We start from the raw sequence: 22,672 nt of genomic DNA, 5'->3' as shown, positions 1-22,672 counted from the left end.
GATTAAAAAAGGAACAACATAGTGAGTCAGCCCGTATGTATTGTATGGTTTCGGCAGGATTTACGCGTAATCGATAACCCGGCACTGCTTGCGGCCGTTGAGCACGGCACAGTGGTACCGGTATATATCTTCGACACAGAACTCGATGAGGCAGACCAGCCCGGTGGTGCCTCCAACTGGTGGCTTCATCATTCCTTGGTCTCACTGAATAAACGTCTGAATGGCCATCTGCAGTGCTTTACCGGTGAACCGAAGAAGATCCTCAGCGAATTAGTGGAAAAGTTCAGCGCCCGGGCAGTATTCTGGAATCGCTGCTACGAGCCGGCGGTTATCGACAGAGACAAAGAAATTAAGCAAACCCTGCGAGAACGCGATTGCCTGGTGAGCAGCTTTAACGGCTCACTGCTGTGGGAACCAATGAGTATCCGCAAGCAGGATGGCGGCGTGTACCGGGTGTTTACGCCTTACTATCGTAAAGGCTGTTTGCAGGCTTCTGCACCTCGTTATCCGTCTTCTGCGCCCGAACGAATTACCTATGCCGACGTGGCAAATGAAGGGCATAGCATTGATGATGCCGGACTGTTACCTGAAATAAACTGGGACAGTGAATTTTCCAAACACTGGACACCGGGCGAAGAGGGCGCTGCTGACAAACTCAGTGATTTTATTAAACACGCGGCCAAAGGCTACGAAGATCAGCGTAACATTCCGTCGGTAAGAGGCACATCCCGTTTATCACCACACCTCCACTTTGGCGAAATCTCCCCCAATCAGGTGTGGTATGCACTGCTAAACGCCTTTGATGATCAGGGTAGCAGTGATCTCGACTGTTTTCTAAGTGAACTGGGCTGGCGTGAGTTCAGCTACTACCTGCTGTTTCATTTTCCTACCATTACCGATAAGAATTTTAACAGCCAGTTTGATAAGTTTAAGTGGCTTAATCAGGATGAAAAATACACTGCCTGGACCAAAGGGCGAACCGGCATCCCCATTGTCGATGCGGGTATGCGCGAACTGTGGCAAACCGGCTACATGCACAACCGGGTAAGAATGATTGTCGGCTCGTTTTTAGTCAAAAACCTGCTCATCGACTGGCGCAAAGGTGAACGCTGGTTCTGGGACTGTCTGGTAGACGCCGACAGGGCCAGTAACTCTGCAAGCTGGCAATGGGTAGCGGGTTCAGGTGCTGATGCGGCGCCGTATTTCCGCATCTTTAACCCGGTACTGCAGGGTGAAAAATTCGATAAGCAGGGCAGTTATGTAAAAAAATACTGCCCTGAGCTTGCCAACATGCCAGACAAATACCTGCACAAACCCTGGGATGCGCCCAAAGATGTGTTGCAAAAAGCCGGTGTAGAACTGGGCAGCACCTATCCCAAGCCCATAGCTGACCTCAAGCAATCACGCCAGCGCGCGCTGGACGCGTACGCGGATACCAAGGAGGACTAATGGCCGGGGTATTACGTTTAGTACTGGGCGACCAGCTTTCCCGCGAGATGTCGAGTCTCAGGGACTGCACTAAATCACAGGATAAGATCCTGCTTGCCGAAGTGCGCGAAGAAGCCACCTATGTAAAGCATCACAAGAAAAAGATTGTGTTGTTGTTTTCGGCCATGCGCCACTTTGCTAAAGAGTTAAGCGACGATGGTTACGACGTTATTTACCGTCGCTACGACGATGATAACAATCAGGGCTCGCTGCTCAATGAAGTTAAACACGCCTGCAGCCAGCATAGTTTTGATAAAGTGGTAGTGACATTCCCTGGTGAATACCGGGTACTCAAGAGCATGCAACAGTGGCAACACCAGCTGGGAATACCGGTTGAAATTTGCGATGACGATCGCTTTATTGCCACGCTTGAACAGTTCAGCGAGTGGGCCGAAGGACGCAAACAATGGCGCATGGAGTATTTTTACCGGGAAATGCGTAAGTTAACCAGGCTACTGATGGAAGGCGATAAACCCATTGGCGGTAAATGGAACTACGATCAGGACAACCGTAAGTCGCTGCCGGCGGATGTGTCTCCGCCTAAGCCCTATACCGTTTCGCCGGACGACATGACCAGCCAAGTAATTGAACTGGTAGAAACTGAATTTGCCGATCACATGGGCGATGCTAAGGACTTCAATTATGCCGTGACCCGGGACGAAGCATTAAAGGTACTCGAACAGTTTATAGAGCAGCGCTTTAATGAGTTTGGCGATTATCAGGATGCCATGCGCGAAGGCAACGTATGGCTGTTTCACTCCCACTTATCGTTTTATCTCAATTGCGGGTTATTGCTGCCCATGGAAGTCATGCAAGCGGCGGAACAGGCCTACTTCGATGGCGACGCACCGCTTAATGCGGTAGAAGGTTTTATTCGTCAGATCCTGGGCTGGCGCGAATACGTCAGGGGCTTTTACTGGCACTGTATGCCGGGCCTGCAGCAGGAAAATTACTTTAATCATCAGCGCAAGTTGCCAGACTTCTACTGGAGTGGGCATACCAATATGAACTGTATGCGCCAGTGCATTGGCGACACTAAACGCCATGCCTACGCGCACCACATCCAACGCTTGATGGTGATAGGTAATTTCAGTTTGCTGGCCGGGTTATCAGTAGAAGCGGTAAATGAATGGTACCTGCTGGTGTATGCCGATGCTTTTGAGTGGGTGGAAATGCCCAATGTGAGTGGCATGATCCTGTTTGCCGACGGCGGTAATCTGGCCAGCAAACCCTATGTGGCGAGTGGTCAGTACATCAACCGGATGTCCGATTACTGCAAAAACTGCGGCTATGCTGTATCTAAAAAGACTGGTAAAAACGCGTGTCCGTTTAACTATTTATACTGGGACTTTTTAATTAAGCACCGCGATAAACTGAGCAAAAACCACCGTATGGGGCTGATCTATAAAAGCCTCGACCGGATGTCTCAGGATACCGTTGATGCTATGCAGGAACAGGCAGAGCAGCTACTGTCGGCTATCGATAATGCGTAAGGCCGATTTACCCAGCAAAATCTGCCCGGTTTGCCAGCGGCCATTTGTGTGGCGTAAAAAATGGGAGAAAAACTGGGCGGAAGTGAAGTACTGCTCAAAACGCTGCAGTAGTGCCCGTTCGCGACACACCACAGCAAAATAATCGTCATGTAATGAAACTGTGATTACTTTGCTGTGATATCCTTTGCTACTATAGTCTTAGTAAGCTAATTGCAGTTTGCCCGAACAGAAGCAAAAGATTTGAAAACTTATACTTGTCAGTGTGGTAACACCTTATATTTCGCCAATAGCCAGTGCTTGTCCTGCCAGCGCCCGGTCGGTTTTTTGTCGGATGCCAAGGTGATTTCCTCCTGCGATATTGATGCAGACGGTAACTGGATAGCCGGCCACAACGGGCAGGCTTACCGCCAGTGCAGTAATTATTCAAAGCAAAATATCTGCAACTGGCTGGTACCGGTTGAAAGCGACTATAAACTCTGTCCGTCCTGCCAACTCACCGATACCATTCCCGATTTGTCTAAACCAGACAACGTTAAACTCTGGTTTCGAATGGAGCAGGCCAAACGGCATCTGCTTTACACCCTGTATAAGCTTGAACTACCGGTTATCGGCAAGCGTCATAACCCCCGCGGATTATCCTTTCGGTTTCTCGAGGATGAAGTTGCTCAGGCATTATACGGCCGGGAGCTCACCGTCCAGAATACGGTGTTAACCGGTCACAGTAATGGGGTGATCACCATTAACCTCAAAGAAGCCGAAGAGACCAAACGCCTCGCCATGCGCGAGTTAATGAACGAACGTTATCGGACGCTGATTGGCCATTTCCGTCATGAGTCAGGCCATTATTACTGGGATGTGCTAATCAAAGGCAGTCAGTATATTGAGGCTTTCAGGGCGTTATTTGGTGACGAGCGTCAGGATTATCAGCAAAGTCTGGAAAACTACTACGCAAACGGGCCTGCCGCTGACTGGCAACAGCGCTGTATCAGTGCCTATGCCAGCATGCATCCATGGGAAGACTGGGCCGAGACCTGGGCGCACTACCTGCATATGGTAGATACCCTGGAAACGGCCAACGAATACGAAACCAGTTTAGAAAACCGGTTGCTCTCCAACCCGCTAAATGCCGATCATCCGCATACTGCCAGTTACAATGAAGAGAGTTTCGATACCTTAATTGACGACTGGGATCAGCTTACTAACCTGCTCAACTCACTGAATAACAGTATGGGCCTGGACGATGCTTATCCGTTTGTCATCAACGACAAGACCCGCGAAAAGCTCCACTTTATTCACCTTCTGGTTCGTCCGCTTTAACCTTTTCCCAATCAAACCTGGGAAGTTGTTCAAAAGCGCGGTGCAAGCCGTCTGTCCACTGCTTTTTCATGGATTTGTACATCGGGCTGTTTAAGGTGTAGGTGTGATGGAAGGGCTCATCGAGAGAGTCATCCTGATACATTGCCAGTTCAATAGGCGGCCCTACTGAGATATTACTGCGAATAGTCGAGTCCAGTGACACCATGGCACAACGCGCGGCATCCTCCAGCGTGGTGCTTTTAGCAATAATACGATCCAGAATCGGCTTACCGTATTTGGTTTCACCAATTTGCAGATAAGGGGTGTCTTCCGACGCGCTGATAAAATTACCCTGCGGATAGATGTGAAAAATTTCCGCTGCCTGACCGGCTATTTGGCCGCCAAGAATAAAGTTCGACTCCGCACTGGCGTTTGATTTTTCCATCGCTTTCTCGTGCAGGGTTTGTTCTGCCTGACTAAGCTTGCCAATGTATTGCGCTACTTCATAAAGCTGCTTGCCGTGACGCAGGCTGAATTCAGCATCCGGATCGTTAAGGTCGCGATTGATGGCATTCATTACTGCCTGAGAAGTTGCCAGGCTGCCGGATGTCATCAGCACACATACGCGCTCTCCGGGCCAGCAGTAACGGCGCATTTTACTGTAAGTAGCGACGTAATCGACACCGGCATTGGTGCGCGAATCTGATGCAAAGACTAATCCGCGATTTACTTTTAGGGCTAAACAATAGGTCAAAGGAAACTCTCTGAAAACACACGAAAAACAATAACGATAGCATGGAGTGATTCAGCGCATTTTTCCAGATCAATTTGTCATCAATTTGTCATTATTTTCGTTGCAATTTCAGTCAAAAGTCGCTTAGATGGTATTTTGTATACCGAAAATAAGCTCTAGGGATTGTAGATGGCAATAAGATGGGGAAATTATCGGGCAGGGGAGTTTTACGATGAACTCATTCGCGTTGCAAATAAACCGCGTCCTGCTGCAGAAGAAATTTGTAAATACCTGCGCAACCTTACTGACCAGGAATTAGAAGAATATAAAACCGCCGCCAACACCGCTATCCATGTAATGGGTATTACCTTTACGGTGTATACCGAAGAAGAGGGCTCAATCGACAGAGCCTGGCCGTTCGACATTATCCCCCGCATTATCGACAAAAAAGAGTGGCTGCAAATTGAAAAAGGCCTTAAGCAGCGTGTAAAAGCGCTCAACATGTTTATTGACGATTTGTATAACGAGCAGCGCATTCTTGAAGCCGGCGTTGTGCCTAGAAGCCTGCTGGATGCGTCGAAGAACTTTTTACCTGAGTGTATGGGTATTAAACCTAAACACGGGGTGTGGGCGCATATTTGTGGCTCGGATCTGGTGCGTGATCACAACGGCACCGTTTATGTGCTGGAAGATAATTTACGGGTTCCGTCTGGCGTGTCTTACATGTTGGAAAACCGCCATGTGATGAAGCGGGTGTTTCCCGATATGTTTGAAAAATATAACATTCTGCCGGTAGATGATTACCCGTCACAGCTATATGACATGCTTAGTCAGCTATCACCGCGCGACATCGATCAGCCAGAGGTGGTGGTACTTACACCGGGTATTTATAACTCTGCCTATTTTGAACACGCCTATCTGGCCCAGCAAATGGGGGCCGAACTGGTAGTGGGCAGTGATTTAGTGGTCGATGACGACGATATTGTGTATATGCGTACCGTCGATGGTCTGTCGCGAGTGGATGTTATTTACCGCCGCATTGACGATGCCTTTCTCGATCCGGAAGCTTTCCGGGAAGACTCCATGCTGGGTGTGCCCGGTTTAATGCGGGCCTGGAAAGCCGGTAATGTTGGCCTTGCCAATGCACCGGGCGCCGGCGTGGCCGACGACAAGGTAGTATATGCCTTTGTGCCGGAGATCATTAAATTCTATCTCGATGAAGAGCCATTACTGCCCAATGTGCCCACCTATAAGTGCGTTAACAAAGACGAACGGGATTACGTTATTGAGAATATCGAAAAAATGGTCGTCAAACCGGCAAACGAGTCGGGCGGCTATGGCATGCTGATTGGTCCTCACGCCACTAAAGCCGAGCGTGAAAAGTTTGTTCGTCTGATCCGTCGCGATCCCCGCAATTATGTGGCCCAGCCCATGTTATTGTTATCGACTGCTCCTACTATTATTGGTACGAAAGCCGAACCCCGACATCTTGATCTCAGACCGTTTATCTTAAGCGGCAATGACATCAGCGTGACCACCGGGGGGCTTACCCGGGTAGCCATGCGCAAGGGCTCTACTGTAGTTAATTCGTCGCAGGGTGGTGGTAGTAAAGATACCTGGATTGTAGACATGGAGGCCGACTAACGATGTTATCTAGGGTAGCTAATCATATTTACTGGATGGAGCGTTATCTGGAACGTGCGGAAAACACCGCTCGATTAATTCAGGTAAACACCCACCTTTTACTCGACTTACCACGTAACGTCACCCTGGGCTGGGAACCCATTATCGACATGCTGTCGTTTAGGGATGTGTTTTACGATCTGTATAAAGAAGCCGATGAAAAAAGCGTAATCAAATTTATGGTGACTGACACGGCTAACCCCGGTTCTATCATCAACTGCCTGGCGGCAGTGCGTGAAAATGCGCGGATCATTCGTGAAATTATCCCATCCGAAGCCTGGGAACAAATCAACAACCTGTATATTGCAGCCAAAGCCGATGGCCAGAGTGTGTTAACCCGGCGGCACCGGTTTAACTGTCTGCATCGCATTATCGTGGCCAACCAGACCATTACCGGCTTACTTGGTGGCACCATGCTGCGTGGCGAAGGCTATGCCTTCCTGCGACTCGGCCGCCATCTGGAACGTACCGACATGACATCACGCATTATTGATGTGCGTTCAGCGTCGCTGTTACCGGATCTCTCACCGGAACAGTCGGCGTTCGAGAATATCCAGTGGATGGGGGTGTTAAAGTCGCTAACGGCTTATCAGATGTACCGTCAGGAAATGCGCATCAGAATTAACCGTGCTGACGTGCTGGAATTTTTAATTAACAATAAACAGTTCCCGCGTTCACTTCAGCATGGCCTGATGCAAATTGGCAAATGCCTGTTGGAACTGCCGAAATCGGACAGTATTTCAAAGCAGGTCGAAGCGTTATCAGAGGAATTACAACAACTCGATACCCATGAACTGACTCAGGACAGACTCCACGAAGTCATTGATGACATTCAGCTTGGCGTAGTGAAACTCCACCAGGCGATTGACAGTCAGTATTTTTAAGCTACAAAGCTAGTCGGGGCTGGTTTATTCTAACCAGCCCGTTTTCTCTTTACCCGTCAAAAAACACATCAGGATATTTTGTCCGCAGCTGTATTTTTCGTCATAGCCTGACTAGGCTTACTGTATATCACTTTTCTGTAGCGACGCACCGTGTTTCATTCTTATTACGTTATCAGATCTTTTCACCTTTTGCTTCTCGCCACGCTGGTTACGGGAATTTGCTTCACTTCGCCGGCTAGTGCGGAGAGGTCTTATACCGTCCGCGTGCCTGCTGTGGTGTTTGAGGACAGCGATATTCATGCTTATTTTGTTGAAGTACTCAGGCTGGCACTGGATAAAACCAATACCAACGGCCGCCCGATAAAGGTTGTTCCTGATCCATTTAATGCTAATCAGGATCGTGTGTTGCGGCAGGTTAAGGAAGGGTCGACTGATGTTACCTGGGCGGTTACTTCTGAAGAACGTGAACGAGAGCATTTAGCGGTTTATTTTCCATTGGCGCGTGGATTGCTGGGCTACCGGGTGTTTTTAGTCCATCCGGATAATCAACAGTCCTTTGGCACCAGAGCGCCGGGTGAATTGAAACAGAGTTTATCGGTACAGGGGATAGGGTGGCCAGATACCGACGTAATGCGTTTTAATGGTTACCGCGTTGAAGAAGTCCCTTTGACCATGATGTTTAAACTTATCGAGTCAAAAATGGCCGACTACTTTCCGCGTTCGGTGATGGAAGTCGAATATGAACTGGCATCCAGGCCATCTGCGCAACTGGTCATTGAACCGGACCTGGCTTTTTACTACCCGTCGCCAACCTACTTTTTTGTGAGCAAGCGAAACCGCAGTCTGGCAGAGCGTCTTAAAAAGGGACTGGATTTAGCCCTTGCCGACGGCAGCTTAAATGCTTTGTACAATCAGCAGGCCTTTGCTCAGTCTGCCAACAACATGCTCAGGGAAAGGCAAATCATCCGTCTGCAAAGCCCCGTTTTAACACCGCAGTCAAGGCAAACGCTAACACGTTACCAGGACTTCCTACTTAAACATTAAATTCAATAATTTCAATTGATTATGCATTTATAAGCGTTAGTCTCTTTCATTTCTAGACGGGCGGTCTATAATAAATAGACGATCGGTCTAAAATAAGAGAGATATGCAACAGAATCGCCGGGGCAGACCCCCTAAGTCGGCCAGAAACTTTGACGATACCAAAGAGGCCTTACTCCTTGCTGGCATGGCAATACTCACTGAGCGGGGTTTTAACACCGTTGGTATCGACATGATCCTAAAGCGTGTGGGTGTGCCGAAGGGCTCCTTTTATCATTACTTTAAAAACAAAGACGATTTTGGTTTGCAGGTGATTGAGCGCTACGACCAGTATTTTTGCGCCAAGCTGAGACGATGCCTGGCCTCTAATCCATCACAGCCGCTTACCGGTGTTTCGACCTTTGTTCAGGAAGCTATCGATGGCATGGAGAAATACCGGTTTAGCCGCGGCTGCCTGATTGGCAACTTCGGGCAGGAAATGCCCATATTGGCAGAGTCTTTCAAGCAACCCCTGGCGCAGTGTTTAAAGAACTGGACGTCCATGCTGGCACATAACCTGGAGCAGGCAAAAGTGCTCGGTTTAATTCACCAGGAGACCGACTGCCTGCAGCAGGCTGAGTTTTTCTGGATAGGCTGGGAAGGCGCCATCCTGACTGCCAAGGTAATGCAGTCCAGTTCACCAATGCAAAAATTTGCCGATGGTTTTATCCATCAACTTACTATCAAGCGTTAACCCCGGAGGGCACGATGTTTAAAGCGATTTATATTAATAAAGACGACCAGGACTACACTGCACAAATTACCGAACTCGATGAGTCAGTATTACCGGATGAAGATGTCCTGATAGCGGTTGAGTACAGTACGTTAAACTATAAGGATGCGCTGGGGATCACCGGTAAAAGTCCGGTAGTCAGACAATTCCCCATGGTAGCGGGGATTGATTTGGCGGGCACAGTGCTGGAAAGTCGTTCAGATAGATTTTCCGCCGGTGACAAAGTGTTGGTAAACGGCTGGGGTCTGGGTGAACAGTATTGGGGAGGGTTAGCCCAAAAAGCCCGCATTAATGCCGATTTTGTGCAACAGATGCCTGCGGGTTTAACAGGTAAGCATGCTATGGCTGTGGGCACTGCTGGCTATACTGCCATGCTGTGTGTGATGGCACTTGAATCACAGGGCGTTACCCCCGACAAGGGCGAGGTACTGGTTACCGGTGCAAATGGTGGGGTGGGCACCACCGCAATCGCCATTCTGGCGAATCTTGGTTATGACGTGGTTGCTTCCACTGGCCGTTTGGAACAAGCGGATACGTTAAAAGCGTTGGGTGCTAAAGAGGTTATCGATCGTGCAACGCTCAGTGAACCAGGCCGCCCATTGGCAAAAGAACGCTGGGCGGGAGTCGTTGACTCTGTAGGCAGTCACACCCTGGCTAATGCTTGCGCGGCCACTCAGTCTGAAGGTGCTGTAGCAGCTTGTGGCCTGGCTCAGGGCATGGACTTTCCGGCTACGGTAGCGCCGTTTATTTTGCGCGGCGTAAAACTGATGGGGATAAACAGCGTAACACAAACCCTGGCAGTGCGTGAAAAGGCCTGGGCACGGGTTATTAAGGACTTACCTGAATCGAGCCTATCGACCATTACCAAAAAGGTTACCTTAGCCGAAGCCCTTGAGGTTGCTCCTCAGTTTCTTTCCGGGCAGGTGCAGGGGCGTATTGTTGTCGACGTGAATGCCTGATTTCATTCTGAGCTCCCCTTAAACAGGGGAGCTTTTTTTATCATCACCGAAAATTCAAAATCTTCGCTCGCTATTTTTCTTCTCTGTCTGCCATTTTTCACTTTTTTATTCACAATAAAGCTGTTTTTATTCTTCAGGAATAGACCGCCTGGTGTATCCTGTGATTACTCTTATTAGCTAAGAATAAAATACGTTCTTAAAAGCTATTGGCCTCCTACAAAGAGTGCGTTGAGGGTTAGTCATATGCCAGGAACCTTACCTCGACGATTGGTAATACGTTAGGATTTTGGCTGCAAAATCATCAAAAATAGTTACGCGTAACGGTTTTAGCCTCATTTTCAGAGTATTTTAAGACCTAAAGGCTATGTTGGCGACATCTGTTCTGTATGAAGAGCCAGTGACCAGCTACACAATGAAACGATTGTTTCACTCCTATTGCAAGCGCCAACTGGGCTATTATTGAGGAATGAACGGGTCTTAATTAGTACTCCAGTCGATGGAATTAGCGTACTGGTTTTACACAATATGATTGAAGAATCCGGCTGATTATGACTTGCAAAATTCTCCTCCGTTTCGAACTAAAGAATAGTTTTCATGACACTTAGACAGGGTAATATTGCGCTATAATAGGTAGTGATACTTATCCTTAGCCGGTTCAATACTGTTTGGAAATATGCGGTTCTATCTGCAGTTTTAATCAGGTTATTCAGGAGTCGAAGCCAATCGGTACTCAAAAACTCACCAAAAAGCTGTTTATCAAAATCCTGACGATTATTATTGTTGTCGAGACAGTTATAATGGTTGGGCTGTACGCATTACCTACAGAGTTTACGCCGTGGCAAAATGTACTGGTTGATGTGGCTTTCCTTGCTTTATTTTCCACGCCGGTGATTTATTTCTTAGTTATCCGGCCCTATGAAAAGAGTCTGCTTAAAATGCGTGCGGACGAAGAGCGTATCCTTTGTCAGTTAAAGCAGGTGAATAACGATCTTGCGTTGCAAAAACGAACCCTCGACGAACACGCCATAGTGAGCACCGCAGATAAAAGCGGCGATATTATTTATGTTAATGATAAGTTCTGCCAGATAAGCGGCTTCACTCGTGAAGAACTACTTGGTCAGAATCATCGAATTGTAAGCTCAGGTTATCATGACAGAGCCTTCTTTAAAGAGCTTTGGTCAACGATTTGCAGCGGCAGTGTATGGCACGGTGATATTAAAAACCGGGCGAAAAACGGCACATTTTACTGGGTAAATGCGACCATTGTGCCGGTTCTGGATGAACACGATAAGCCTTATCAGTATATCGCCATTCGTACCGATATAACGGCGCAAAAGCGTACCGAAGAAACCCTTAATCAGGCGCAGCGAGTGGGCCATATTGGCAGTTGGGATTGGGACCAGACTACTGAAAAGTTGATATGGTCAGACGAAATTTACAATATATGCGGGTTACCCAAGTCGGTTCGCTCTACCAGTAAAGAGCTCTTTATTACCGTTATCCATCCTGATGACAGAGAGTATGTACTACAGCAGTTTGACTGGTCTACAACCACTAACACTCCGTTTGATGTAGAGCACCGTATCACCCGACAGGACAACGGCGAGGTGCGCTGGGTTCACGAAAAGTGTGTGCACGACCGCGATGTGATGGGCAATGTGGTGCAATCCCATGGCATTGTTCAGGACATCACTGAACGAAAACTCGCTCAGCAAAAGATTAAGCAAATGGCCATGACGGATCAGCTAACCGGATTGGCTAACCGCAATCAGTTTTATGCCACTTTTGATAAATTCATTAATATGGCTAAGCGCGATAGTGCGCTGCTTGGCGTAATGATCCTCGATTTGGATATGTTTAAAGCGGTTAACGATACTTACGGGCACCAGACCGGAGATAAACTCCTGCATATCATTGCTCAGGTATTTCGTGAAAACTGCCGGGAAATTGATTTAATTGCCCGCCTGGGCGGCGACGAGTTTGCCATTGTGCTGTATAAACCTCTTGATAAAGGCGCTATAAGAGAGGTTGCGAGCCGTATTGTTCGTGCTTTTGAAGCACCAATGCACGTTAATGGTCACCGATTACAGGTAGGCGTGAGTATTGGAATCTCAATATTTCCCACCCACGGTACCGATCAGCACGCGCTGATAGAAAATGCCGACGCGGCACTCTACGAAGTAAAACGCCAGGGCAAAAACAACTTTTGTTTTTACGATCCTGCTGACTACACACTGAGCTAGCGGTTTGCGTTTGATTTTGTTGTGCTGATGAAAATTATTTGTCCTGGCGAAGAATATTTTCCACTCTGAATGTAATAGGTAGATTGACCGACAAAGCGCATAATCGCGCGGTTTTCATCTATTGGTTACAGCATTCATGCAATTTACTAATGACCGTGTTTCGGTTTACGCACTGCCGGAAAGTCAGCTGACTTCCGACTATGCGATTGATATTGGTACCCGTTATCGTGACGCCTCATTGATCGAGCTGCCCGGTGGCGAAGCCTGGGTATTTGACTACGGTGTTATGGTTTTCTGGGGCATCGACGAAGATGAACGTTTGTCGTTGTTACATCGCTTAAAGATTCAAAGCGAGTTACTGGCTGGGGAACATCAGGAACATTTCCGGTTTACCGTTGGTGCAGGTGAGGTCAAACTGCAAAAAGACCATATTACGCTGTCGTCAGATGATCCCTTGCTGCGCCTGGCGAAAAGTCACGCGCTGGCACAGTCTATCAAGCTTAATGATTATGAACTCAGAGCTCAGCATACTATTGCCGAGTACAGTCACTTACCTAAAGTGCTGGCCGAGACTGGCTCCATTAAGCTGGGACGGCGTGAAATAGCCAGTATTCGCGGACATTTGTTTAGCACTAAAAGCGATATTTTTCTGCACTATAACCTTCTTGATACGCCTGAGTTTTTCTGGGAATACCCGGTTTACGAGCTGGCCTACAACACGGCTGCGAAGTATCTGGATATTCGCCCACGGGTTGAGCTGTTATCGAACAAACTTAACGTTATCCACGAATTGTTCGATATGCTGGCCGATGAACTAAAGCATAAGCACTCTTCGTTTTTAGAGTGGATCATTATCATCCTTATTGCCTTTGAAATAGTAATGGTTGGCGCTGAAGGTTTGCTGTCTTTGTTCTGATGTAGTCAGCCCAGCTTATTGACCATTAACGGCTAAATCCTCCCGCTTTATCGCGGTGCCGTGCAGTACGATGGTATCGATGGTCAGCCAGTTGCTCACCTTCAGTCTTGGATTTTTATCCAGGATCAGCAGGTTAGCGACTTTTCCGGGCTCAATGGTTCCGTACTGTTCATCCAGGCCAAATTGCCGGGGTCCGTTAATGGTGGCTGCGGTAAAAATCTGCGCTGCAGAAATACCGGCATCAGCCATTTGTTCCATCTCATAATAAGTTGAGAGGCCGGGGCTCGCCGCAAAAGAGGGACTGGAAGGATAATCAGAGGCCAACAGCAGGGGATAGCCCTTATCAGCAAGATAGCGGGCTGCTTGCCTGGCACGCTGCACACCGTAGCCGGTAAGCTTATGCACAATGTTGTCGGGCGGCTCGCCAAAATCCCGCGTAATCTCTGATTTAAACCACTGTCCATCATTGGTTTGGTACCAGTTTAATAGCGACGCAGGCATTACTTTATTTCGTCTGGGATCGTTGAGAACCGCTTCATCATACATGCCCTGTAACGACAGCATCACCTGAATGGTTGGCATATAAGCGGTTGAACTGCTTATAACACTATTGAGTGTTTTTGTGACCGGTGGATTATCGGGATCTTCCTGCCATTGCCAGTTCCATAGCCCATGGGCAAGGCCGTCAACCTCATGGTTCAGTGCAATGTGATACATATCGATGGCATTGGCATGGGCCCATACCTGTAAGCCATATTTATCGGCCTCCTGGCGTATTTTTGTGAGTGTGGGATCAGCTAACAGGGGCCAGTCTGATGCGGCGCCGAAACCATCTTCAATATACACTTTAATACACGGCGACCCTGTATCAGCAATGGACTTCACAACTGCTTCAACAGTATGACTGGCCGGATCGATCCCTTCGGGAAGGGACAGGTCTGCATGTTCTTCGAGAATAAAGTAGCGGGTATGACGAAGAGTAAACTCAGCTGAAAGATGAGGGTAGCCGCCAATTACCGGAATAGGCTGACAGCTGAAATAATCCGGATGCGGGCTGCCGCGGGTAAACGCGGACTCGCCATCACTGGCGCCTAAATTTAATACCTGAGTAATACCGAAGTAGAGCATGCTCCTGGGTAATTGAGTCAGATAGTCATTTACCAGAGCCGGCTGCTCGCGGGCTTTATCACTGTTTAAAAAGCCAATGCCGGGAATACTGTCTGCATGTATATGGCTATCCATAATACCGGGCGATAAAAACTTCCCCTCACCATCAATAATTCGGGTGGAAGAGCTGACATCCGTTACAGGTTGCGCTGATACCTGGGTAATTACACCATCGGTAATCCAGACATTAGCATTGGGCACATCATCGGCAAGATGGGGGGACACCAGGGTAATGTTTTGTATTAAGATATCTTGTGCCAGAGCACCAGTTGATAAAAACGCTACGCCTGCAAGAAAACGCCATAGGCTTTTCAACATCGGTATTTCCTTTACCAGAGTAAAACACTATTTTAAAAAATGACATCTTACTGGCAAGTGGCTATTTGTAAGCAAACGTATAAACAGTGTACTGAGCAAAGATGAGAAAGCACGTTGCCTACGCTGCAGTGTATTCTCAAAAGCAAAATAGCCCCTGGTGCTATACCATTAAAACCTTACTGTAACCAAGGGGAATACCTTTTAGGTATAAGATTCGCCTTTAAAAGGTATTTCCCAGCTCATCCAAGCACGTGTAAGTTTACACACTGTTAACGAATGGCTTTGCAATGTTAGGCTGGTCCAACCGCCATGCAGTAACACACTCTGTTGTGAGTTGTTGCTTTAAGGTAAAGATAACAGATACCTACCGTTTATCACCGGGGTTTTGTTCCTGGTGTTTTTAGTTAATAGGCGGCACAAAAAAATTAACAATTCGCGACTAAATTAAATCATTGCCATAAAAAAATGTAACAAATACAAGGTGGTAAATATGTCAATGCGTGGTGTACTAAGGCTGGCTGAAGTTCAGATGCGAGTACTGGATATGGCCGACTCCAAACAACATTACGGCACCCGAATGGGCTTGCACGAGATGATGACCGACGATAATGGCCTGGTCTATTTTAAAGCCTGGGCGGAACACGATCATCACAGTCTGGTATTGCGTGAAACTGATCAGGCTGGATTGGATCATATTGCCTTTAAGGTATATGACGACGCTACGCTGGACGATTTAGAAAAGAGTATTATCGATTTTGGCATTGAGGTAGAGCGCGTAGATGCCGGGGTTTACCCTAAAAGTGGGCGTCGCTTAAAGTTTATTCTGCCCACCGGTCATGAAATGCATCTGTTTGCCGAGAAAGAGCAGGTGGGTAATTCACTGGGCACGCTCAACCCTGATGTGATCCCCGATGATGATGTATGTCGCGGTTTTCGCATAAACGGGCTGGATCACGTCTTTATTGTGGGGCCTGATGCAGACCAAAACTTAAAACTGTTTACCGAAGTCTTTGAGTTTAGCTATACCGAACGAGTCATTGATGGTGAGGGGAATACGGTGTTGTTTTTCGTGAGCTGTTCAAGCCGGGCCCACGACATCGCTTTTGGAGTAAATCCTAATCCTGGCCTTATCCACCACGTATCCTTCAGACTGGAAAACTCCCAGGATCACATTCGCGCTGCCGATCTGATAGGCAAATATGAAATACCGGTAGAAATGAACGATCGCCATGGTGTGACTCAGGTTAAGACTGTTTATTACTTTGATCCATCAGGTAATCGTAACGAAGTGTTCTGCGACGGCTACACCTATTATCCGGATATGCCGCTGTTAACCTGGACCATGGACGAACTTGGCCATGCCGCCTTTTCACAGTCTCTGCATGTACCGGAGAGTTTTTTAGGGGTTTACACCTAACCAGTTTTGAATGGTATCCAACCACATTCAACAGCCGGCTCATCTTCGATGCCGGCTTTTTTATTTTACGCGTGCCGATTTGTGCACTTTTTCATCAACTTCAACGTAAATATAATAACTCAAGTTTTTTGCTGGGTCAGAAATGGAGCTATTGATTACCACATTGCTAAGCTGGATTGAAATGCATACGAGCTATCGTACGCAGGGCCTGCCGCATCCAGAAGTTGTGGTGTTAAGTCGCAAGGAACTCACCGAAGAATATTATCAAAATGCCGATGCTACCGCGCCGGTATCAGGTATCGATATGCGCATAAAGGCCCTCTATGCATTCGAGGATGGCAATTACGGCACTATTTATATACTGGACCCACAGTCAGTTGCCAATGCCCGGCATTATGTTAATGCATTGGATAACCCCAGATTCAAAGAGGTATTACTGCATGAACTGGTGCATCACGTTCAGTGGCATTCAAACGTGGTTGAGCAATGGCAGTGTAGCAATGAGGGCGAGCTGGAAGCTTACTTGTTAGGTGCCATGTATCTCAATCAGCAAAATACCCATGACACCATGACCAACCGCATCTTCTGGGCTAATAGTTATTCACGTTGTTAGTTCTGGCCGGGCACTAACATACCAAATTACTGTGTTTAGTTGCCAGAGTTTGCTGAACCAGTACGTCACCCCCGCGCGTTATCTGAACCAGGTCGACACCTGAATTCCCGTTACAATCAGACCAAATCGTTAGCGTTAAGTAACCGTCTTCATTTTGCTGATAGTAATAGCTTTCTGGTGAAACAAACGAGATCTCCGCCGGGGTATTGATATCGCCCAGGAAACTACGCAAATCGAGCAGGTTGTCTACCAGCGTGGTTTGTAAACCATGCAGAGCAACCAGGTAGATAACACAGTGAGCCGGTAAACAACCCGAATCATAGCCTGAAAGGGTGGTTTCGGTGTTCAGGGCAAACAGTTGGGCTTCACTTAACGATGCCTTAATATCTTCATCGAATGCCTTAATCACTTCATAATCTGACGCGGATGAATCGGTAAACACCAATCGAATTTCTGCGTAATCCTGCTCAGTACTCAAATCCAGATCAGCCAGTGAGACATTGTCCTGATTGGGCACAGCAGTAAAACCGCGCCTTTCTGCCTGACTAGCGGCGAAGGCTTGCAGATCGTCCGGGCCATCATCTCCGCCACAGCCGCTTAGCAGTAATACACACAAACAGGCTAAAAAATAACGCATTCTTACACTCCATTGTGAGATTAAAGATCATCCATTGTCGTCAGCTCACACAGCCAGATGTGTTGCTGCACTAAACAGGTTTAATCACTGTACTGGTAAGGAATGCACTTAGCTACAGAAAAACTGTTACAATTTGAACACCTTGTATATGACGTTAGCGGATAAACCCCAGCCAGTTTTCAAGCAGATTAGCAAAGTCCATCAGACCACAGCCTGAGACCGGGCCTTCAGCCAAATCTTCGTCGAACTCACTGTGATTGAGTTCGGTGTTATTCAGGAACAGTTCGACTTCATCGTCGGCAATCATCAGGTGATAAATTTTGCCGGTATATTCATATTCCATTTGTTGTCTGGTAAGTAGCTTTTCAATCGCTGCCAGTAAAGTGGTAACAGCTACAGTATCTGCACCAATATCATGGCTTAGCCAGTCACCAAAATATTCACTTTCCACATCGCATTTGGCCAGCGGCTCGCCGGTAACATCGGTTAAAAATTCAAAATCCATGGTTTATCTCAGGCTGTGGGAGTTACAAAAACATGGCCGGTATTTTCCAGCTCAGTTAAGTACACGCGAACGTCAAATTCAATTTGATGGTAGTCGGGCAACATGTGTCGGCACAGCTGATAGAACGCTTTATTGTGTTCTTTTTCCTTCAGGTGGGCGAGCTCATGCACAACAATCATATTTAAAAAGGCTTCCGGGGTAGCTTTAAATAGTTCGCTCACCCTCAGCTCATTTTTACTTTTCAGCTTGCCGCCCTGAACCCGCGAGACATAGGAATGCAGGCCCAGCGCATGGTTTACAATGTGGATCTTATTGTCGTAAACCACCTTACTTAAGGGCTGCGTTTTCTTCATGTACTGATTCTTAATCACCATCGCATAATCACGTAACGCTTTATCGTTATTGATGTTATGTATATGGGGATAACGAGCGCGCAGCCAGTCTCCGAGCTTGTTGGCATCCAATAGTTGTGCAACCTGATCCTGCAAATGTTGCGGATAATGAGACAGGTAGGTAAGGGAAGAGGCCATTGATGATTCTTTTTTCTGGTAAGACTCGCCGCATTATACACGGCGGTGACTGAGGTGTTTAACCAAAGTTTAGCGCACCACTACATATGCCGGTCCTGCCAGGCACTTTTTAGGCGTTAAAATAAATTAACAATGTTGTAAAAATTGGCTAATCTAAATGATATTGCCTGTGGTTAAAATACTGCTTAAGGCTCAAATCTTCCCAAAGTGACTGCGTATTATGATGTTGCGGCTTTTTGTATTTTTTTTGCTCTTTTTTTCGGCCAGCACATCTGCCAGACAAGCCGAAGGCTACAGCGTTATTCTGGTTAATTCGTTTAACGAGTCTGATTTTGAAGTGAAAATGATGTACCGGTTAATGAGCCAGGTGTCAGAGAGCGAAAATATCCTGGTGTTAACGGTACCGGCCTATTATGCCGATTCGGTTGAAGATTTCGGGCCTGAAGTCAAAAAAACCATTCTTGATAACTTTAACTATCAATTACAAAACCTCCTTCGGGATAAGCAAAACGCGAGTTTCTCCCGCCTTGTGGCGATCGGTCGCCACGCCAGCGTATTTGTGGATACCAACCCAACCATTTTGCCCCAGGCAGAACGCTATTTTTTACACATAGACTGGAGCCCCAGAACAGGCACCCTGGTGCGCTCTGACTATGAGCCTGATTTATCTTATTCACAGATTTTAGCTGCATTGCCAGATACCAAAGAAATACTGCTGGTGCATGGCCATCTTGGCCTGGAACAAGATGACGGTCTGGTACAAAACTTTGTCTCCAAGGTTCCCGTTGGAATTGGCTTCAGATATTTCAACCCGGAAAAATACCCCGAACAAACGCTGACAGCATTACGCGATAGCCCGGCAGGTACACCCATTATTTACATCAATTATAAATTTCACGAACGAAACTGGGAGACCGTACATGACTGGTTAACCACACAAACTCAACATCCCGTTTTTACCATATTTGCTCACAATGTGAGTCGGTATGCCGGTGGTGCTGTAGTGGTACCAGAAAGAATAGCTGACGCAGCAATTGCCCTGGCAGCAGGGGAGCAGTTGCCCGCGCATCAGAATAGGGTAGTCAGCCAACAATTCAACGCACAACAGCTGGACCGATGGGGAATCGATGCAAAAGCTTTACCGCCTGGTGCAGAACTGGTGAATGAGGAACCGTCGGTTTACTCGTTAGAGGTGGTTCTTGTTATCGTGAGCTTCTTTCTGGTGGTCATCGTTGTAATGACCATATTCATGCTGTATCGCGCGCACTTACATAATAAAAATATGGCCAGAGCTTTGCTGGAAGCAGATAGTGCCAACCGCTCTAAAAGTGACTTTCAGGCGAATATGAGTCACGAAATCCGCACCCCGATGAATGGTGTTCTGGGCACACTGCAAGTGCTTGAACGTTCAGATTTAACCAGTCACACCAAAGAGCGGGTTAACAAGGCACTGTTTTCTGCTAAACATCTGTTAACCATCATAAATGACATACTCGACTACTCAAAAATCGAAGCCAATAAACTCGAGCTTGAGGAACAACCATTTTCATTACTGGAAATTACTGAGTCGGCAGTGTCTGATCTTAAAGCACTGGCACAGAGCAAAGACCTGAAGCTGGCGATGGAGATTGAGAGCTCCTTCCAGGATGGTTGGCTTGGAGATTCGGTAAGGGTTAAACAAATCATTGTTAACCTGGTCTCAAACGCAGTGAAATTTACCGAGGCGGGTTCGGTAACGGTTAAGTTAAGTATGGCCTCTGCCAGTGACCAGCAGGAGCAAATAGTAATAGCAGTAACCGATACCGGCATTGGGATGAATAAAGCTATGCAGAGTAAGATCTTTGAGCGCTTCTCCCAGGCCGATACATCCAGTACCCGTAAGGTGGGTGGCACTGGTCTTGGCATGTCGATTACACATAGCCTTGTAAGCATAATGCAAGGGCGACTGAACGTGGAGAGTGAAGAGCAGCAGGGCACCCGGGTAACAGTGGAACTGCCATTACCGCGAGCCGAACTGGTCAGTGAAACCGAAGTGCCCTTTAGTTTGGCTGTACCGGACTTAACCGGCAAACAAATATTGGTAGCAGAAGATAATATGATTAATCAGACCATCATTGAGTCTATGCTGGAGTCAACCAATGTGAGCTTTGATATGGTGGAAAACGGTCAGCTTGCGCTGGATGCCGTTAGCGGTAAACAGGGCCGTTACGATGCTGTATTAATGGATATTCAAATGCCAGTGATGGATGGTGTTCAGGCATGTAAGGAAATTAAAGCGCAATTCCCACACCTTCCTTTGATCGCCCTAACCGCAGATGTAATGGCTGATGAGGTTCAAAAGTACCTTCAATTGGGGTTTGATGAGCATATCGGGAAACCAATTGATATGAACCGTTTGTATAGTGTTTTGGCTGCTAGCTGTGAAGGTTGATAACTGCCGCGGTTGAGTCACGTTTGTTTCTGAAGGTTGATACAGATGAGCATTTTATGCGTAGCAGGCATTAAGCAAACGCGACGCAGGTAAAGCCAATATGTATGCAAATGAAAACAGCGAAATTATCACGTTATTCACGTACCGTTACTTACTCGACGAACCACAGCCGCCCCATGATTTTAAACAGGATATTGAAGATCTCAGAATCTTTCCGGAACGCCTGGAAGTTAGTCATTTAGATGAATGGCGCAGTTATATCAGGCGGTACATTAACCGGAATAAACTGAGCGACAAAGAGTTGGAAACGCTTACAGAACGTCTGAATATCCCCGAGGTTTCTGAGGAGTATCAGTACCTTAAATCTATTGTTATTACAGCACTCAAGATAAACGATAGCCCGGATGTAAAGGTTATCAACACGCCGCTAAAAGATTACCTCAATAAACTAATCAATATGTAAAACCAGACAGTTAGGTTCGTAAGTAAGGCGCAACATAAGGCTTGTTAGCAGTGATTTCTTCGTGACTCAGGCCCTTTAATTCATAGGGAAATACCAGCCAGTCTGAAGTTTCATGCAGGCAAAAATCGGGCTTTAGGGTAGTGCGGTTATAACCGGTGCGCTGATAAAGTGTGGCTATTCTGACTTCTTCGGGCATATTACGTTTGAGCTTGGTGCTTAAACGATTGATCACAGCAGTAATGTTATGGCCAGAACTGAATACGTCATCAACAATCAGCAAACCGTCATCAATATTAAGATTTTCAATAAGATATTGGGTGCCGTGCACTCTTATGCGCTCGGGGGTCTCGACCATATTCTGATACTCAGGCAGGCCCGGATAAGAGGTTCTCAATGCTATATGGTCGGTTTGTACGCCCAGTGTTTGCAGGCATTCCTGTACATAAATGCCAACCGCGCTGCCACCGCGCCACAAGCCCACAATAAACGTAGGCCTAAAACCACTTTCAAAAATCTGAACGCCTAAACGAAAAGAATCTTCAATAATTTGCTGTTCTTCAAGATAACGCTTTTCCACCAAGCATCTCCAGTGTGACACAATGCTATGTTAAGGCTACCATAGCATTTGATTGGCCGGTTAGTTAATACCTTTTACAGGACAAGCAATGAAAAGCAAAACATATTTAAATGCGCAAGGGTTGCTGGACGACTCATTTAAACTGGCAGCTCAGGTCTATGATTCAGGCTTCGAGCCAACGTTTATTATTGCAGTATGGCGTGGTGGCGCACCCATTGGCATAGCGGTTCAGGAGTATCTGGCATTTCATGGCGTCGAAACGGATAACATTGCGATTCGAACTTCGTCCTACCAGGGGATTGATGATCAGGCCAAAGAAGTTAAAGTCCACGGCTTAAACTATCTGGTTAAGAATATTCAGCATCAGGACAAGTTGTTAATTGTTGATGACGTGTTTGACAGCGGCCGTTCCGTACAGGCCATTATTAATAAACTGACGGATTTGTGCCGTAAGCGATCAATTTAGACCGTCTTCCCCAGACAGAACCACTCCGTAAAATAGTCCC

The 22,672-nt window shown here is 47.1% G+C and carries 21 protein-coding genes and 1 pseudogene; 16 read left to right on the top strand and 6 right to left on the bottom strand.

The genetic code is table 11. The features are described from left to right. Positions 1 to 21: 21 nt before the first annotated feature. From D9T21_RS22395 to D9T21_RS22380, 4 genes are all read left to right on the top strand, one after another. Positions 22 to 1,449 (top strand): cryptochrome/photolyase family protein, encoded by a 1,428-nt coding sequence (locus D9T21_RS22395; RefSeq protein ID WP_123327377.1) that lies wholly within the window; start codon positions 22 to 24, stop codon positions 1,447 to 1,449. Beyond that, positions 1,449 to 2,981, top strand: coding sequence for a cryptochrome/photolyase family protein (locus tag D9T21_RS22390; protein WP_123327376.1), 1,533 nt, complete (start codon positions 1,449 to 1,451; stop codon positions 2,979 to 2,981). The genes D9T21_RS22395 and D9T21_RS22390 overlap by 1 nt, the downstream gene beginning before the upstream one ends. After that, positions 2,974 to 3,123 carry a DUF2256 domain-containing protein gene (locus D9T21_RS22385; protein WP_123327375.1) on the top strand — a complete coding sequence of 50 codons (150 nt, stop codon included), beginning with the start codon at positions 2,974 to 2,976 and terminating at the stop codon, positions 3,121 to 3,123. The genes D9T21_RS22390 and D9T21_RS22385 overlap by 8 nt, the downstream gene beginning before the upstream one ends. Before the next feature lie 98 nt (positions 3,124 to 3,221). After that, the gene (locus tag D9T21_RS22380; RefSeq protein WP_123327374.1) at positions 3,222 to 4,298 is read left to right on the top strand and encodes a zinc-binding metallopeptidase family protein; all 1,077 of its coding nucleotides are present in this window, start codon (positions 3,222 to 3,224) and stop codon (positions 4,296 to 4,298) included. Here D9T21_RS22380 and D9T21_RS22375 read toward each other — a convergent pair. Next, positions 4,270 to 5,031, bottom strand: a complete 762-nt coding sequence (locus D9T21_RS22375; protein ID WP_123327373.1) for a proteasome-type protease — start codon at positions 5,029 to 5,031, stop codon at positions 4,270 to 4,272. The two genes, D9T21_RS22380 and D9T21_RS22375, sit on opposite strands and share 29 nt — an antisense overlap. Positions 5,032 to 5,199: 168 nt before the next feature. On the opposite strand from D9T21_RS22375, the gene D9T21_RS22370 reads away from it, so the two are divergent. The 7 genes from D9T21_RS22370 (at position 5,200) to D9T21_RS22340 (ending at position 13,508) form a co-directional block, all read left to right on the top strand. Beyond that, a complete protein-coding gene (locus tag D9T21_RS22370; RefSeq protein WP_123327372.1) occupies positions 5,200 to 6,654 on the top strand; it encodes a circularly permuted type 2 ATP-grasp protein in 1,455 nt (484 codons plus the stop codon). Between the two features lie 2 nt (positions 6,655 to 6,656). Continuing rightward, positions 6,657 to 7,577: an alpha-E domain-containing protein gene (locus D9T21_RS22365; protein WP_123327371.1), complete on the top strand. Its 921-nt coding sequence runs from the start codon at positions 6,657 to 6,659 to the stop codon at positions 7,575 to 7,577. A gap of 264 nt (positions 7,578 to 7,841) precedes the next feature. Next, positions 7,842 to 8,621, top strand: a complete 780-nt coding sequence (locus D9T21_RS22360; RefSeq protein ID WP_123327370.1) for a substrate-binding periplasmic protein — start codon at positions 7,842 to 7,844, stop codon at positions 8,619 to 8,621. Positions 8,622 to 8,724: 103 nt separating this feature from the next. After that, complete coding sequence (acuR, locus tag D9T21_RS22355; RefSeq protein ID WP_123327369.1) at positions 8,725 to 9,351, top strand: acrylate utilization transcriptional regulator AcuR; 627 nt, start codon at positions 8,725 to 8,727, stop codon at positions 9,349 to 9,351. 14 nt (positions 9,352 to 9,365) lie between these two features. Continuing rightward, positions 9,366 to 10,349, top strand: coding sequence for an acrylyl-CoA reductase (NADPH) (gene acuI / locus D9T21_RS22350; protein ID WP_123327368.1), 984 nt, complete (start codon positions 9,366 to 9,368; stop codon positions 10,347 to 10,349). Between the two features lie 665 nt (positions 10,350 to 11,014). After that, positions 11,015 to 12,592, top strand: a complete 1,578-nt coding sequence (locus D9T21_RS22345) for a diguanylate cyclase domain-containing protein (protein ID WP_123327367.1) — start codon at positions 11,015 to 11,017, stop codon at positions 12,590 to 12,592. 136 nt (positions 12,593 to 12,728) lie between these two features. Continuing rightward, complete coding sequence (locus tag D9T21_RS22340; protein ID WP_123327366.1) at positions 12,729 to 13,508, top strand: RMD1 family protein; 780 nt, start codon at positions 12,729 to 12,731, stop codon at positions 13,506 to 13,508. A 15-nt stretch (positions 13,509 to 13,523) separates the two neighbouring features. Here the strand turns inward: D9T21_RS22340 and D9T21_RS22335 are convergent, their stop codons facing one another. Then, on the bottom strand, positions 13,524 to 14,993 hold the full coding sequence (locus D9T21_RS22335) for an amidohydrolase family protein (RefSeq protein WP_123327365.1): 1,470 nt from the start codon (positions 14,991 to 14,993) through the stop codon (positions 13,524 to 13,526). 490 nt (positions 14,994 to 15,483) lie between these two features. Between D9T21_RS22335 and D9T21_RS22330 the strand changes: the two genes are divergently transcribed. Both D9T21_RS22330 and D9T21_RS22325 read left to right on the top strand, forming a co-directional pair. Next, positions 15,484 to 16,410: a catechol 2,3-dioxygenase gene (locus D9T21_RS22330; protein WP_123327364.1), complete on the top strand. Its 927-nt coding sequence runs from the start codon at positions 15,484 to 15,486 to the stop codon at positions 16,408 to 16,410. Between the two features lie 142 nt (positions 16,411 to 16,552). Beyond that, entirely contained in the window at positions 16,553 to 17,023 is a 471-nt protein-coding gene (locus D9T21_RS22325) for a hypothetical protein (protein WP_123327363.1), read from the top strand. A 13-nt stretch (positions 17,024 to 17,036) separates the two neighbouring features. On the opposite strand, the gene D9T21_RS22320 is transcribed toward D9T21_RS22325, so the two are convergent. The 3 genes from D9T21_RS22320 to D9T21_RS22310 form a co-directional block, all read right to left on the bottom strand. Continuing rightward, positions 17,037 to 17,660, bottom strand: a complete 624-nt coding sequence (locus D9T21_RS22320; protein WP_123327362.1) for a hypothetical protein — start codon at positions 17,658 to 17,660, stop codon at positions 17,037 to 17,039. A gap of 154 nt (positions 17,661 to 17,814) precedes the next feature. Beyond that, complete coding sequence (locus D9T21_RS22315) at positions 17,815 to 18,165, bottom strand: YacL family protein (RefSeq protein ID WP_123327361.1); 351 nt, start codon at positions 18,163 to 18,165, stop codon at positions 17,815 to 17,817. Between the two features lie 8 nt (positions 18,166 to 18,173). Beyond that, complete coding sequence (locus tag D9T21_RS22310) at positions 18,174 to 18,695, bottom strand: M48 metallopeptidase family protein (RefSeq protein WP_123327360.1); 522 nt, start codon at positions 18,693 to 18,695, stop codon at positions 18,174 to 18,176. 247 nt (positions 18,696 to 18,942) lie between these two features. Here D9T21_RS22310 and D9T21_RS22305 point away from each other — a divergent pair, with 247 nt between their 5' ends. Both D9T21_RS22305 and D9T21_RS22300 read left to right on the top strand, forming a co-directional pair. Further along, positions 18,943 to 21,126, top strand: coding sequence for an ATP-binding protein (locus tag D9T21_RS22305; RefSeq protein ID WP_164464816.1), 2,184 nt, complete (start codon positions 18,943 to 18,945; stop codon positions 21,124 to 21,126). A gap of 100 nt (positions 21,127 to 21,226) precedes the next feature. Beyond that, entirely contained in the window at positions 21,227 to 21,589 is a 363-nt protein-coding gene (locus tag D9T21_RS22300) for a hypothetical protein (protein ID WP_123327358.1), read from the top strand. Between the two features lie 10 nt (positions 21,590 to 21,599). Here the strand turns inward: D9T21_RS22300 and D9T21_RS22295 are convergent, their stop codons facing one another. Beyond that, a complete protein-coding gene (locus D9T21_RS22295; protein ID WP_123327357.1) occupies positions 21,600 to 22,166 on the bottom strand; it encodes a phosphoribosyltransferase family protein in 567 nt (188 codons plus the stop codon). Positions 22,167 to 22,254: 88 nt separating this feature from the next. Between D9T21_RS22295 and D9T21_RS22290 the strand changes: the two are divergent. Continuing rightward, a pseudogene (locus D9T21_RS22290) lies at positions 22,255 to 22,617 on the top strand (phosphoribosyltransferase); the annotation flags it as partial. Positions 22,618 to 22,672 lie beyond the last annotated feature (55 nt).

It is taken from the genome of Marisediminitalea oceani (genome assembly GCF_003731635.1).
GTDB lineage: Bacteria > Pseudomonadota > Gammaproteobacteria > Enterobacterales > Alteromonadaceae > Alteromonas > Alteromonas oceani.
This window is presented reverse-complemented; position numbering and strand designations above follow the sequence as displayed.